The sequence below is a fragment of the Brachyspira suanatina genome (assembly GCF_001049755.1).
In the GTDB taxonomy this organism is placed as follows: Bacteria; Spirochaetota; Brachyspiria; order Brachyspirales; family Brachyspiraceae; genus Brachyspira; species Brachyspira suanatina.
In genome coordinates, this window is sequence record NZ_CVLB01000003.1 from 93568 (window position 1) to 108779 (window position 15212).

Consider the following 15212-nt stretch of genomic DNA (forward strand, 5'->3'; position numbering starts at 1 on the left):
ATTCAATTGTCAATTTTTTATTTTATGATACAATATAATTTATAAAACATAATATAAAAACAGGTTTTTATGAAGAACATATTAAAATTAATTGTGCTGAATTTGGTACTAATAGCCTGTCCAATAATATATGGACAATCGCCATATACAGATAAAGATCAAAAGGTATTAAAAGGGGCTATAGATGCTTGGCCATTTATAGGTATAGAATATGAAAGACCAACAGAAAGTTATATGCCTTTTGATTATATACATGAAAGTCATAAAAGAGAAAATAGAGTAAAAAATTCATTTCCTTCAAGAATTTTATACGAACTTTCTACTATAGAAGTTCACATGAATACTTTAATAGGTGTTAATTTAACAGATGGTCATTTTAGTATGCCTAATATGTATCTATCTCTTGGAAAAAGCTTTCACTTTGATTGGATATTCTCAGCTACTCCTTTTGTAACTATGAGTTCTAAATTTGATGTGTTCAATAAAGATTATGCCACAGGAAGTATCGGATTATATGATGCTGGTATAGAGACAGTTACTTTAACTAGAATATTATTATCTTTTAGAATGAAAGCTGTTAATGATATTAATGGTTCTACATTTATGCTTTTACCTTCTGTTATAGACAGCGAATCTGCTAGTTTTGCTCCACATTGGTACTTACCTAGAGTTAATAATGAAATGGGATTTAGAGCAGGATTTATAGGTTCTTATTATGAATTGTCTTATTCCCAAGGTTTTTCAAAAGATTCTAATCCTTTAGCAGCTGTTTTCAAAATTAATGGGGATTATTTCAGAGCACAATTCCTTTATCAATATAATAATAAAACTTCTCTTTCTCCAGACAATTTTAAAAGCAGATATAATAATGATAATAATATTTATAATGGAAAAGAATATTATACTCATCATTTAGTACAGTTATCTGGTATGGGAAGAATTCCATTTCTTGATAAAACTTTATGGCTTAATTTGCTTGGTGAATATACTTGGAGAGATAATGATGCTCATTATGTAAGGCTTGAACTTGGTCTAGAATGGAAAATGATTAATATTGCTATACGTCCTTTATTCTATATACCTATCGAATATGAAGATAACGATGATCATAGATACAGATTTGATCCTAAAAAAGATGTATTCTGTTTAGAATATTCGGCTTATGTTAAATTTGATCCTATTTATTTCGGATTCCAAGGTTCAACAGACGGAAGATATTATATTGCTATGAAGGCTGTATTTTAATTAATAATCGCACGGTAAATAAAATTTTATTATTAAGTCAATTATCAATACAAATCTGTCATAATAATAAAAGCGAGTTAATCGTCATTAATGTAATTTTAAAATTAAATAATACTTGGGCAGGTGTTAACATTTCCAATTAAGTAATAAAGATAATTTAAATTAAATTTTTTAAATAAGCTATAAAGAATAAAGGGCGGGGTATGTAATTAAAGTTTAAAAAATTATTTTCATTTGCCCACCCTCTAGATTTATTATTTTATTCTGTCATTTTTATGAAATTTTTCTTTTTGTATGTACTGTTATTATAACACCCCCCAAGAATTTTTTAAATTTATAGTGTATAAACCGCACGAATGATATCAACTAAAAATATACAATTTATAATCAATGCATTTTTATTATATTTGAAATTTATCTTACCGTGCGTTAAAAAATATTTATGCTGTATTGACATAAAAATTAAGTAATATATCATTCATAAAATATTAGGAAATAATTAATGGGGAATAATAATTGAGAAATTTAAATCTTGATGAAGAAATATTAAGCAAATATCTATTAGATGATTTTAATACTGAAGATAGTTCTATAATAACAAATGAACTACAAAATAGATTGTCAGATTATGAAACAAGAGAATTAGAAATAGGATGCGGAAATGGTAAGTTTATAGTAGAACTTGCTATGAATAATAAAGATAAATACTTTATAGGAATTGAGTATTCATATAAGGCAGCCAAAAAAGCCGTATCAAAAGCATATAAAAGAGATATAAAAAATCTCACTATTATATTTGGCGAAGCTAATAATGTGATATCCAAATATTTAAATGAAAAATATCATTTTGATAAAATATATTTAAACTTTCCTGACCCTTGGCCAAAGAAAAAACATGCACACAGAAGAATATTCAATAATGATTTTTTAAATAAAATGTATCCTTTACTTAAAGATGATGGCATATTCTATTCTGTTACTGATGATGACAGCTACGCCTTGGAAATAATGAACCCTATATATAAGGAAGCCAATAATTTTAAAAATATTCTAGATGAAGATTATGTTCATAAATTGGAAGGATATGGAGTTACACTTTATGAGGAAAAAATGAGGGCAATTGGACATAATATATACTTTTTTGCCCATTCTAAAAATATAAGATGATTAATCAATTAAAAATTATATTGTTACTGTTAATGATTTTTGCCATTTCCTGCCGCAATAAAGAGAATTCAAATAATACAACAATTGTAAGTATAATAAAAGAAAAAAATACAAGAAGATATGAATCTATAGAAAAAGGTCTATTAGATCAAATGAATTCAGATAAAATGGATGTTCAGATTAATTTTTATACATTAGATAATGATGATTTATCAATTATAAGAACAGCCAATAATGTACGTGATGATAATTCCAGTATAGCTATCATTATAGGAGAAAATGCCACTTTGCTTTCTATGAATATAATAGTTCCTCAAACTATAGTATTTGCTGGATGCTTTGACGATTTATCTTTAAGCAATATAGTTAGAAATAGGATACAAAATAACAATATAACAGGTGTTTATATAAATTTAGACATTACCAAATATATAAAAATGATTTCCGATAAGAATGTTGATAGTATAGCCTATTTATATACAAAAAATTCAGAAATGTCAGCTAATATTTCAAAGTATATAATGAGGTATTGCAGTAATGAAAACATAACATATTATCCTTTAATAATAGATGAAGATTTGAATACTTTTGAAATAGAAAATACATCAAAATCAAAAGATATAGATTATTTAATTTTAGCAAATGAAGATTATATAAATAATAATATATACTCTATAGCACATTTATGCGATAAATATTCTATACCATTAATAAATACAGACATATCAGATGCTGTAAATACTGCAATATTATTTTCTTTAGATTTTAATTATTATTATATGGGCAGGCAATTGGCATTACTACTTAATGATGTAATAAACAATAATGGCAAAACAGAAGGACTTAATTTTGTAAAATTGTCAGATTCATATAAAATTCTTATTAATGAAGACATTGCCAAAACATATAATATAAAATTTACAGAAGAAATACTGAATAAAAGTTCATTATTAATCAAAGATGGTCAGCTAATAAAAAAATAGATTATATATTATGTTAATTCTGCTTGACAAATTTCATTCTTCATAGTATGATAGTTTAAACTTTGCATCGTATAATAGCGATAATTATCCTAATTTTAATAATTATCTTTAATAAATTATAAGGAGAAAAAAATGGCAGTACCAAAGCATAGAAAATCGAAAGCTAAAAAAAGATCAAGACAAGCAGCTAATGATAAAAGATTTTTAGGTTCATTATCAATCTGTCCTCAATGCGGAGCAGAAAGAATGCCTCATAGAATCTGTCCTGAATGCGGTTTTTATAAAGATAGAGTAATAAAAGCTCCAAAAACTCAAAATGCAGGATAAAAAATAAAATAATTTTAGGAAGTTATTATGAACTTAGCCATAGATGTAGCCAGCGGAGAGAAACCTCTCGAAGAATTAGTTTCAGGTGCTGTTAGTGCCCTACAAGAAAATAAAGATATAAATTTAATTTTAGTAGGCAATGAAAAAAACATATCAAAAGCCATATCTAAAACTAAATATGATCATAATCGTATAGATATCAGACATACAGATGAAATAATAGATATGAATGAAAGCCCTGCTAATGGTATAAAACATAAGAAGAATGCTTCAGTTTTATTGGCTGCACGTTTGGTTAGAGAGAATGAAGCAGATGGTTTCTTCTCGCCGGGAAACACAGGAGCTACTTTAGCAGCAGCTCTTACAGAGATAGGACGTTTAAAAGGTGTTATGCGTCCGCCTCTTATATCCACACTTCCAAAAATAAACGGCGAGTTCTGTATGTTAGATATGGGAGCAAATGTAGACTGTACTACAGATTATATAGTTCAATTTGCCGTTATGGGCAGAGTATTTGCTAAAAGATATTTAAAAATAGAAAATCCTAGAGTAGGTCTTTTGAATATAGGTGAAGAAGATTCTAAAGGTAACGCTAATACTAAAAAGTCATTTGAACGTCTTCAAAAAATGAAAAAAATTAATTTCATTGGCAATATAGAGCCTAATGATATGTTAAAATCTGATTCTGTTGATGTTGTTGTAGCTGATGGATTCGATGGAAATATAGTATTAAAAACTATAGAAGGAACAGCTTCTTTTGTTGTTAATCTCTTGAAAGAAGAAGTAAAAAAGAATCCTGTTAGTGTTATGGGTGGACTTATGATGAAACCTGTATTCAATAATTTAAAATCAAAAATGAGTTCCGATTCTTATGGTTCTGCTATATTATTAGGGTTAAATGGCGGAGCTTTTGTAGGACATGGCAAAACAAGCGGTGTTGGTATGAAAAATGCTGTATTAAATATGTACAGATTTTTAGACGCCAAAATAAATGAAAAAATAGCTAAAGAACTTTATGACTCAGGAGCTAAAAGAAGAATTTTTTAAAGGAATTTTGTAATGGTATATATTAAATCTTGTAAAGGCACTTATAAAAATAATAAAACTAATATGGCAGCCTCAGATTTAGCCTTACTATCAATAAATGAAGTAATCAAAGATATAGATCCCAATAATATAGATGCTATTCTATGTGCTACAGTTACCAAAGATTATGTCTATCCTTCCACTGCTTGTATATTAGCAGGAAAAATAAAAGCTTCTAATGCTTTTTGTTTTGATATAGAAAGTGATTTCACAGGTTTCTTGTCAGCATTAAGATTAGCTTATGCCTTTGTGAAAAGCGGAAGATATAAAAACATTTTAGTAGTTGCAACAGAATCATTTTATATATGTGATGATGAAAATCGATTTGATGATGCAAGTGCTGCTGCTTTAGTAACAAATGAAAAATCAGATATTCAAATAGATTTCATAGATTCAGTAACAGACGGAAATGCATTAGAAAATTGTTATATTCCTATGGGCGGAACAGCTAAACCTTATACTAAAGAAGGCGTACTCAATAAAGAACATTTTATTTCTATAAAAGACAGCAGTATTTTTGAAGAAGAAGCAAAAAAAGCAGGAATTTATGTAAAAGATATTTTATCTTCTAATAATATAAATCCTGATTTATATATACCTTCTTATTCAAGCCCTAATGCATACAATGCCTTTGTTGATGCTTTATCTGTCAGCAAAGATATCGTATACTCAAAAATGGAAAATGCTCATTCATCTTTGAGTGCTTCATCTGGAGTGGCATTATCTATGGCTTTAGAAGATGGTTCTATAAAGAAAAACAGTAAGGTAGCTATATGCAGTTATGGAAGTGGTTATACCAAATCTGTAGCTGTTATTTCTATAAATTAATATTATTAAAAATTAAAAAATATTGTTTTATTTTTAATTGAGTGAAGGATTGATAATATGAACTTAGGTAGATTTCGTTTTGGCGGAGTTCATCCGCATGACAGCAAGGATACAGCTGATATTTCTTCATCAGTTTTATCCAAGTCCCCTAAAACCGTCCTAATATCTATGTCTCAGCATATTGGTGCTCCGGCTAAAATGTTAAAAAATAAAGGGGATAAAATCGAAAGAGGCGAACTTATTGGAGAGGCAGGCGGTTATGTATCAGGAAATGTTCATTCTTCTGTTACAGGTACTGCAGCATCTGTGGAAATTGCTTCCCCTCCTTTAGGTAGAGGTGCTAATGCTTTGCTTATCAATGTTGATAGCAATGCTGACAATTTGGCTTATTTTGAGAGTTCTGATTATATGTCTATGCCAGTAGAAGAAATGTCTAAAAGAATACAGCAAGCTGGTATAGTTGGTATGGGTGGTGCTACATTCCCTACACATGTTAAAGTTGATGGTGCTGCTAAAGGAAATGCAGACACTCTAATCATTAATGGTGTTGAATGCGAACCTTATATCACTAGTGACTACAGACTTATGATCGAATATACTCAGGATCTTTTTAAAGGTATTGAGATCTTAAGAAAGATAATTCCTTCTGTAAAAAGAACTATTATCGGTATAGAAAATAATAAGCCTAAAGCAATAGAGGAAATGGCTAAAATAGGTAAAGAACATAATGTTGAAGTTATGCCTTTAAGACTTCGCTATCCTCAAGGTGCTGAAAAAATGCTTATAGAAGCTACTACAGGAAGAATAGTACCTGTAAGCAAACTTCCTATGGATGTAGGTGTTATAGTTGTTAACATAGCTACTTTATATGCTATATATGAAGCTGTTGCTAAAAATAAGCCTCTTATAGAAAGACTTGTTACAATATCAGGAGATGCCATAAAAGAACATAAAAATGTATGGCTTCCTTTAGGTACTCCTATTTCTCATGTTGTTGAAGAATGCGGCGGAATAACTGCTGAAAATGTACTTATACTTTCAGGTGGTCCTATGATGGGTGCTGCTATACCTAATCTTGAACAATGTGTTAATAAAGGTACTAACTCACTTCTATTCTTAGATAAAGATAAATTACCTAAAGAAGTAGAATATCCTTGTATTAAATGCGGAAGATGCGGTAATGCTTGTCCGCTTCACTTATCTCCTACTGAGCTTGCTCATACTGCAAAAGCTAAAATCAAAGATAAATTGAATGATTTAGATATAGCAACTTGTTTTGAATGCGGCTGCTGTACTTATATATGTCCTTCAAAAATTCCTTTGGTTCAGTGGATTAGATTTGGTAAAGATTTATTAAGAAGATAGTTTAAGGAGATAATGATGAAATTTTACACAGAATCATCTCCGCATATAAAAGACGGAGATACTACCAATAAGATAATGTTAAGAGTTATTATAGCTCTTTTACCTGCTGTTATATATAGTATAGTGCTTTTTGGAGCTAAAGTTATAGTTTTATATTTGACTGCTATTATTACTTGTATACTTGCAACTGTAATTGTTAAAAAGGTAAGAAAAAAACCTTTATTACCTGATTATGCGGTTATTGTTACTGCTATACTTTTAGTTATGACTCTTCCTCCTTCTTCAACTATAACTATGGTTGTAATAGGAAGTGCTGTTGCTATAGTATTTGCTAAGGAAGTTTTCGGAGGTTTGGGTTCTAACATATTCAACCCTGCTTTAGTGGGAAGAGCTTTCTTACAAGTAGCTTTCCCTGCTCAAATGACTATATATGCTGCTCCTGCAAGAGTGCCTTTCTTGGATTTATTCGCTCCAGGACTTCATAATTTGGTTAATACTGTTACAGGCGGTACTCAGTCTATAGATATGATGAATGCTTTGACTCAGTCTACTCCTTTAACTTTTATGAAATTTACTTACAATGCTAATATAAGTACTTCATTAGCTGAACAAATAGGCTTTGAATCACATTATTATCTTCAAATGTTATTAGGAAGTACTTCAGGTGCTATAGGTGAAACTTCATTCTTACTTCTTTTAATAGGCGGTATATACTTGCTTGTTACTAAGACTATAGATTGGAGAATACCTTTGGGTATGTGTTTATCTTTAATGTTTGTTAGTCTTTTACTTTGTTTAGGAATGCCTGGAAAATTCCCTTCTCCTATATATCAAGTATTAGCAGGCGGTTTCGGTTTAGGTGCTTTCTTTATGGCTACTGATATGGTTACTTGCCCTTCAAGTCATTTAGGGGCTTGGATTTATGCTCTTTTAATAGGGGCTGTACTTGCTATATTAAGAGCTTTCGGTTCTTCTCCAGAATATATGATGTATTCAATACTTATAGGTAATATGTTTATGCCTTTAATTGCTATGCTTACTCGTCCTATGCCTGTTGGTAAAAAAGAGCTTCTTGCTATTAATAAAGCTAATGCTCAGAAAGAAGGAGGTAAATAATTATGAAAAAAGAGGTTGGTTATACTGCCGTTATTTCGGTTACTATTACTGCATTGTTGGCTGGTTTTTTACTTTCATTTGTATATTCTTCTTTTGAAAAAGATATTTTAGCTAACAATGAAAAAACAGTACTTAATGGTGTTAAAACTGTTATTGAGGGTGCTGATGAATTGGAAGGACCTTTAACTGAAAATTCTACTTATCCTTACTACATAGGTAAAAAAGCTGATGGTACTGTAGTTGGTTATGCTATGCTTTCTTCTGCAGGCGGATACAATGGTGAAAATAAAGTGCTTGTTGGTTTAGATGCCAATGTTGAAAAGATAACTGCTATTGTAGTTACTGAACAAGCTGAAACTCCTGGTCTTGGTGCTAAAATTACTGAGCCTGCTTTCAGAGATCAATTCAAAGGTCAAAGCACAATCGTTTCTTTATCTGTTGTAAAAGGAATTAAACCTGAAGAAGCAGGTGATGCCCAAATTGCTGCTATAAGCGGTGCTACAATATCTTCTACTTCTGTTGTTAATGCTGTTAATAGTGCTAAAGATGAGGCTGTTAATTTATTCAAAAATCAATAAATTAATTAAATAATTAGAATATAATAAAAGGCTTATAAATGTTAATCATTTTATAAGCCTTTTTTATTTTTATTTATGAAGTAATCAATTTAACGCACGGTAAGCAGATTTTTATTTATTAATTTAATTATAATTAAAAATTCACTCGTACTCAAAATTTTATTCTGCGTGCGGTTAATAACGCTTCAAATTTTAAAAAAATCTTGGGTGGGCAGCAAAAATAACATAATAAAATTAAAAAGAAAAATAGTACAAAAATGTCTATACTAAATAAAAAGCCTAAAGGGCGGGAATGAAAATAAAATTTTTAATTATTTAAAAGTTTTATTCTATATGTTATAATCATAAAAAATATTATGGAAGTAATGAATATGCAGGAATTCAAACTTATAGGTAAAATAGAAGAATTAACAAAATCTAATAATACAGATAATTTAAATATAGGCGATGACTGTGCCGTTATAAAAAACATAAGCACAGATAAAGATGTTTTAGTAACAACTGATATATTGGTAGAGAATATACATTTCTCTTTAAATTATTATTCTTTTTATGATGTAGGATATAAATCTGCTCAAGCAAATATTAGTGATATAATATGCAAAGGAGCAAATCCCAAAAATGCATTCATATCTCTTTCAATACCAAAAAAAATTAATGATGAAAATATATTGGAATGGTATAGAGGTTTTTTAGATGCCTGTAAGCCGTACAATATTGAAATATCAGGAGGAGATACCACTTCATCAAATGACTTCTTTTTTATTTCTGTAACATTGATTGGCACTATAGAAAAAAATAAATCAATATTAAGAAGCAATGCTAAAATCAATGATAATGTTTATGTGCTTGGATTTGTTGGGGAAAGTGATTTAGGACTTAAAAAACTTTTATCTGGAAATTATGATTATAATGATGATAGTGTTAAAACTCATTTAAGACCTAAACTTTTTTATGATAAATGGAAGGAGATAATTAATAAATACAGAATAAATTCATCTATAGATATAAGCGATGGACTTTTACAGGATGCTTCACATATTGCTGAAAAATCAAATAAAACTATAGAAATATATGAATCCTCTAATTGGGATCTAGTTAATAGATTTTTTGATAAGGATAATAAAAACAACAATAAAGAAATATTCAAATCTATTCTTACAGGTGGAGAAGATTATGCTGTTATTTTTACAACTTCAGATAATATACCAGAAGAAAATAATTTAATAAAAATAGGTAAAGTTAAAGAATATTCAAATACATTTATAAGATTCATAGATATAAATAATAAAGAAATACATTTTGATTCATTAGGATTTGTGCATTGTTGATTTATTTATATATGCCCGCCCTTTTCATTTATAATTCTTTATAGCCAAAACAGATTTTTTAAACCACACTCAAGAGTTTTTTAAATTTATAGTATTCTAACCGCAACTTTAGTATAATTAAAAATATAAACTTATGAATAATTTTAATTTAAATAATATATAAAAATGTATTTATCGTGTGTTTCTCATATCAATAATAAAAAAATTGTAAATAAACTTGTAAAAGCAATTTTAAATTACTATACTATAGTATAATAGGTCACATTTCAGAAAATAATCTTATAATCATAAAAATAAATTTTTAAGGAGAAAATATGAGAGAAATAGTAATAGCAAGTGCTGTTAGAACACCTGTAGGCAAATTTTTGGGATCATTTTCCAATGTATCTGCCGTAGAATTAGGTACAATAGCAGTAAAAGAGGCTTTAAAAAGAGCAAATATCAAACCTGAACAAGTTGATGAAACTTATTTTGGCTGTGTTATACAATCAGCACTTCTTCCAAATGTAGCAAGGCAAATTTCCATTAATGCAGGAATACCTGTAGATAAGCCTGCATTAACTATCAATATATTATGCGGTTCAGGATTAAGAGCAGTATCAATGGCTGCACAAATGATTAGAGCTGGAGATGCTGATATAGTAGTTGCTGGCGGTACTGAAAACATGAGTATGGCTCCTTATACTTCTTCAGCTATGAGAATGGGGGCTAGAATGGCTGAGACTAAGATGCAGGATACTTTACTTAATGATGCTCTTATTTGTGCTTTTGAGCATTATCATATGGGGGTTACTGCTGAGAATATTGCTGAAAAATGGGGAATTACTAGACAAGAGCAAGATGAGTTTGCATGCAGAAGTCAGAACAGAGCTGAGGCTGCAGTAAAAAGTGGAAGATTTAAAGATGAAATAGTACCTGTTACAATTAAAACAAAAAAAGGAGAAGTAGTAATAGATACAGATGAACATCCTACATTCGGTACTACTATGGAGACTTTAGCTAGATTAAAGCCTGCATTTAAGAAAGACGGTACTGTTACTGCTGGTAATGCTTCAGGCATCAACGATGCTGCTTCAGCTGTGGTTGTTATGTCTAAAGAAAAAGCCGATGAGCTTGGAATTAAACCTATGGCTAAAGTTTTAGGTTATGCTACTCATGGTGTTGAACCTAGAATAATGGGTATAGGTCCTATAGAAGCTAGCAGAAAAGCTTTAAAAATGGCTAATCTTACAGTTGAAGACATGGATTTAATAGAAAGTAATGAGGCTTTCGCTGCACAGTCTATTGCTGTTGCTCGTGAATTAAAATTCGATATGGATAAAGTTAATGTTAATGGAGGAGCTATTGCTATAGGACACCCTATAGGAGCTTCCGGAGCTAGAATACTTACTACACTTCTATACGAGATGAAAAAACGCGGTTCTAAAAAAGGACTTGCTACACTTTGTATAGGCGGCGGTATGGGTACTTCTTTAGTTGTAGAAATGTAATTTATAATTAATAAATTATAAGGGTTAAAACAATTAAGTTTTAACCCTATTTTTATTTAATAAATTAAACTTTTATCACAAATTATATATATTATTTATCATCTGTTTTTATTTCATGATATTCTTCTTCTGTATTAATATCCCAAATATTACTTTTATCCATACTATTGTTAATTATACAATTAACAGCTTCCATGGCAGTAAGCATAGAATGGTCCATATTATTATATCTATGCATACCATTTCTGCCTATTAAAAATAAATTATCTATTTTTTCAGTATATTCTCTTATCTTAGAAAATTCATTGTAAACTCCTGTATAGGATGGATAGGCCTTTTTTATTCTTACAATATTTGAAGAAACTATATCTTCATCTTTTATTAATTTCAATGATTTCATTTCACATATAGCAAATTTGATAAACTCATCATCACTCATAGACCATAATTCATCATTTTCAAAACACATATACTCCATACCAACATAATAAAGATTTCTATCAGAAACCATATAAGGGCTCCAATTATTAAATAGCTGAAGTCTAGCAACTTTTACATAAGGCTCTTGTATATAAATCCAATTATCTTTTACAACTCCATCTTTATTATGTAAGGATATATCTTTTAATAATAATCCAACAGTGATGAAATCTCTATACTGAAGTTTAGATGCTATATCTATTACATCTTCAGGAACTGCACTCATTGATGATATAGAATGTATTAAATCTTTTACAGGCATTGTTGAAATAAGATAATCTATATTATCTATAGTTTCATTATCATTAGAAGTGATGGAAATAACTTTATTATTTTCTATTCTTATTTTATCTATTTTTTTATTAAAATGTATTTTGCCGCCCATATTTTCTATTTCTTTTGCCACTGTTTCCCATAATTGTCCTGGACCATATTTAGGATATAAAAACTTCTCTATTAAACTAGTTTCTACACCTTTTTGTTTTATATCATTACTTTTCTTTTTTGGTTTTAAAGCATTAATTATAGTTTTCCAAACAGAAAGCCCTTTAACTCTTTGTGCTCCCCAATCAGGGCTTAATTGTGAAGGTTTTACACCCCATACTTTTTCTGTATAATCTCTAAAAAATAAATTATATAATTCTCTTCCAAATCTATTAATATAAAATTTTTCGAGAGAGTCTACTTTTTTATATGGAAAAATAGAAGAATTAATGTAGCTAAATCCTATTTTGCTGCATCTTATTAGTCCTAAATTAAATATTAAATCCTTGCTTAAAGTAACAGGATAATTAAATAATTTCTTTAAGAAAAATATCCTTGAAAGTCTATTTCTTACAAGCATAACTCTATCAGTATTTTCAGGATTTAAATCTTTAGATTCTTCAGGCATAATATTAAGCCAAAAATTCATGACTTTATCGCTTTTAGAAAAAAATCTATGTCCTCCTATATCCATTCTATTTCCATTATTATTAACAGTTTGGGATATACCTCCAATAACATTTGTTTCTTCATATATCTCAACTTTAATATTTTTATTATTTTTTAATAACCCATAAGCAGCTGTAAGACCTGCAGGTCCTGCTCCTATAATAATAATTTTATTGATACTCATAAATCAATCCTTATAATTTTATTTATTACTTACAATATATAATGTTATACTCTCTGTTTTTCCATAAAAATTAGTAATTTCTCTATATTTTAATCCATTATTTTCATAATCTAAAGATATAATAGTTTTATTATTCATATTAGTTATAAAATTTGTATTATTATATTTATTTTGTTTTCTTTTTACTATCCAGTCAGAGAAAGTTGCATATCTTTCAAGCCCTGTGTCATATATTATTTTATCTTTAAAATATGGCGATATAGAAGAAGCCAGATGAGACGAACTATTAACTATTATTATATACTTTTCTTTATCATCATAATGATTATCTTTTATATATTGTGCGGCATTTTTACTTCCAGAAAAATCATTTTTTATATCATAAACATATCTGTTAATATCAAAATAATATAAATAACAGATAATGCAAACAAATAATATATTCAAATTTAATCTAAATGATGGAGATTGATTTTTACTATAGAAATTTATTAAAAACATTATGTAAATAATAAACAAAAATACATGTCTATCTGATAATTTATAAAATGCATTTATAGAAAATATAAACACTAATGTTAAAAATAATTTCAATATAAATTCTTTTTTAGATCCTATTTTTGGAAGTAAAAATTTATTATGCATTTTTAGATATATAAGTAAAGCAAAGAAACAAGCTGAAAGAATAACCACAAACAATGATAAATAATAGAAATGTTCTATATTTTTTATAAAAGAAAACATACTAGATCTATTATACATCATTATTAATATTTGATATAATATTAAAGATAAAAAGAAATATAATATTATTATATCTTTCATCTTTTTCTTTAAGAAAAGATTATTTTTTTTAGAAAATATTTTATATATAAAGAAAAATGATTCTACAAAAGCTATTGAAGTACCAACTACAGTAGTATTCATAAGAAGCCCTACTAAAATAACATATCTAGTAGTTTTTATATACCTATATTCATAGATATATAAAATTAAAATATAAAGCATGAAAGCAAGTCCGTAATTTCTAGCAACTGCACTATATTCATACATAACCATAACATTAAAAATTATAAAAAACTGTGTAAGCCAGCCATATTTAATATTTTTAAATAATAATAAATATACACCTATTACTATAAATAAAGCATTTATTATATGCAAAGTAGGATAAAATGGGAGAAAAGTAAAAGGCTTAATGACAAAAAAGAAAAAGAAAGGATGTCCTTCAGGGCCTGTTTGTAAAAATATATCCAAAAAAGATAAATCTCTTGCTATAAGCCAAGCCTGCCCCTCATCTCTCCAAGGTTCATGATGATATATAGCATTAACTATAAATGCTATATAAAAAATAAAAAACAAATATTTAAAAATGAGAACAGATATTTTTTGCTTATTATTTTCTGCAAGAAAAATAGGAGGATTTTTATAATTTCTTTGCATTATAAAAAATACAGATATTAACAAAATAATACCTATAAAAAAATATAATCTTAATTTTAGTGTATAATTAATATTATCAATTTTATTTTCTTCTATTTTTTTATCCGATATCAAATTTCCATAAAGACTTTCTTTATTATCAAAATTTATTTCTTTAATAAAATTATTATTTTCTAATATTTTATTTGTTTCTATATTTAATTTATAAACATGATTATTTTTAAAAACTTTATCATGACATCTTAATGCAAAACTATAATAATAGTTTGTAATATTTTCATTCGTAAATATATAATCAACTAAAGCTATACTATCTACAATACCATTAATAGTAAATAACTTTTTTATATCTTCAATATTGATATTATTTAATTCTAAAGTAATATAATTATCTAATTTTAAATCTTCTAATACTGCTGATCTATTTTTAATACCTAATATATAAGTCGTAATAATTAATATTAATATTAAAGCGATTATCAATATATTAATTTTTTTATTTATCATAAATAGAAACTCCGTAATATAATGATTATAGATTAATGAATTAAAACCCTAGTATTATCCTTAAAAATCATCTACTATAATAATTTCTTTTTCTATATAACGCTTTGAATTTATAATATTTTTTTCATTACAACAATGTATTATTAATG

General features: G+C 27.8%; 13 protein-coding genes. 11 read left to right on the forward strand and 2 right to left on the reverse strand.

Features of this window, described 5'->3' with window-relative positions; all coding sequences use genetic code 11:
* Window positions 1-69: 69 nt before the first annotated feature.
* The 11 genes from BRSU_RS12135 to BRSU_RS12185 all read left to right on the forward strand — a co-directional run bounded on the left by BRSU_RS12135 (window position 70) and on the right by BRSU_RS12185 (window position 11516).
* Window positions 70-1245 (forward strand): hypothetical protein, encoded by a 1176-nt coding sequence (locus tag BRSU_RS12135; RefSeq protein ID WP_048595800.1) that lies wholly within the window; start codon window positions 70-72, stop codon window positions 1243-1245.
* Window positions 1246-1761: 516 nt separating this feature from the next.
* Window positions 1762-2412 carry a tRNA (guanosine(46)-N7)-methyltransferase TrmB gene (gene trmB, locus BRSU_RS12140; RefSeq protein WP_048595802.1) on the forward strand — a complete coding sequence of 217 codons (651 nt, stop codon included), beginning with the start codon at window positions 1762-1764 and terminating at the stop codon, window positions 2410-2412.
* 32 nt (window positions 2413-2444) lie between these two features.
* Entirely contained in the window at window positions 2445-3395 is a 951-nt protein-coding gene (locus BRSU_RS12145) for an ABC transporter substrate-binding protein (protein ID WP_245158102.1), read from the forward strand.
* 132 nt (window positions 3396-3527) lie between these two features.
* Complete coding sequence (gene rpmF, locus BRSU_RS12150; protein WP_008721874.1) at window positions 3528-3722, forward strand: 50S ribosomal protein L32; 195 nt, start codon at window positions 3528-3530, stop codon at window positions 3720-3722.
* Window positions 3723-3749: 27 nt separating this feature from the next.
* Window positions 3750-4769: a phosphate acyltransferase PlsX gene (gene plsX / locus BRSU_RS12155; protein WP_048595807.1), complete on the forward strand. Its 1020-nt coding sequence runs from the start codon at window positions 3750-3752 to the stop codon at window positions 4767-4769.
* 12 nt (window positions 4770-4781) lie between these two features.
* On the forward strand, window positions 4782-5636 hold the full coding sequence (locus tag BRSU_RS12160) for a 3-oxoacyl-ACP synthase III family protein (RefSeq protein WP_048595809.1): 855 nt from the start codon (window positions 4782-4784) through the stop codon (window positions 5634-5636).
* Between the two features lie 57 nt (window positions 5637-5693).
* Window positions 5694-7001 (forward strand): electron transport complex subunit RsxC, encoded by a 1308-nt coding sequence (gene rsxC, locus BRSU_RS12165; RefSeq protein WP_048595810.1) that lies wholly within the window; start codon window positions 5694-5696, stop codon window positions 6999-7001.
* Window positions 7002-7016: 15 nt separating this feature from the next.
* Window positions 7017-8117 (forward strand): RnfABCDGE type electron transport complex subunit D, encoded by a 1101-nt coding sequence (locus BRSU_RS12170; protein WP_048595812.1) that lies wholly within the window; start codon window positions 7017-7019, stop codon window positions 8115-8117.
* 2 nt (window positions 8118-8119) lie between these two features.
* Entirely contained in the window at window positions 8120-8695 is a 576-nt protein-coding gene (locus tag BRSU_RS12175) for an RnfABCDGE type electron transport complex subunit G (protein WP_014489256.1), read from the forward strand.
* Window positions 8696-9066: 371 nt separating this feature from the next.
* Window positions 9067-10026, forward strand: a complete 960-nt coding sequence (gene thiL / locus BRSU_RS12180) for a thiamine-phosphate kinase (protein WP_048595814.1) — start codon at window positions 9067-9069, stop codon at window positions 10024-10026.
* A gap of 314 nt (window positions 10027-10340) precedes the next feature.
* Window positions 10341-11516, forward strand: a complete 1176-nt coding sequence (locus tag BRSU_RS12185) for an acetyl-CoA C-acetyltransferase (protein ID WP_048595816.1) — start codon at window positions 10341-10343, stop codon at window positions 11514-11516.
* A gap of 91 nt (window positions 11517-11607) precedes the next feature.
* On the opposite strand, the gene BRSU_RS12190 is transcribed toward BRSU_RS12185, so the two are convergent.
* Complete coding sequence (locus BRSU_RS12190) at window positions 11608-13113, reverse strand: NAD(P)/FAD-dependent oxidoreductase (protein ID WP_048595817.1); 1506 nt, start codon at window positions 13111-13113, stop codon at window positions 11608-11610.
* 18 nt (window positions 13114-13131) lie between these two features.
* Window positions 13132-15063: a hypothetical protein gene (locus BRSU_RS12195; protein WP_048595818.1), complete on the reverse strand. Its 1932-nt coding sequence runs from the start codon at window positions 15061-15063 to the stop codon at window positions 13132-13134.
* Window positions 15064-15212: the final 149 nt, after the last annotated feature.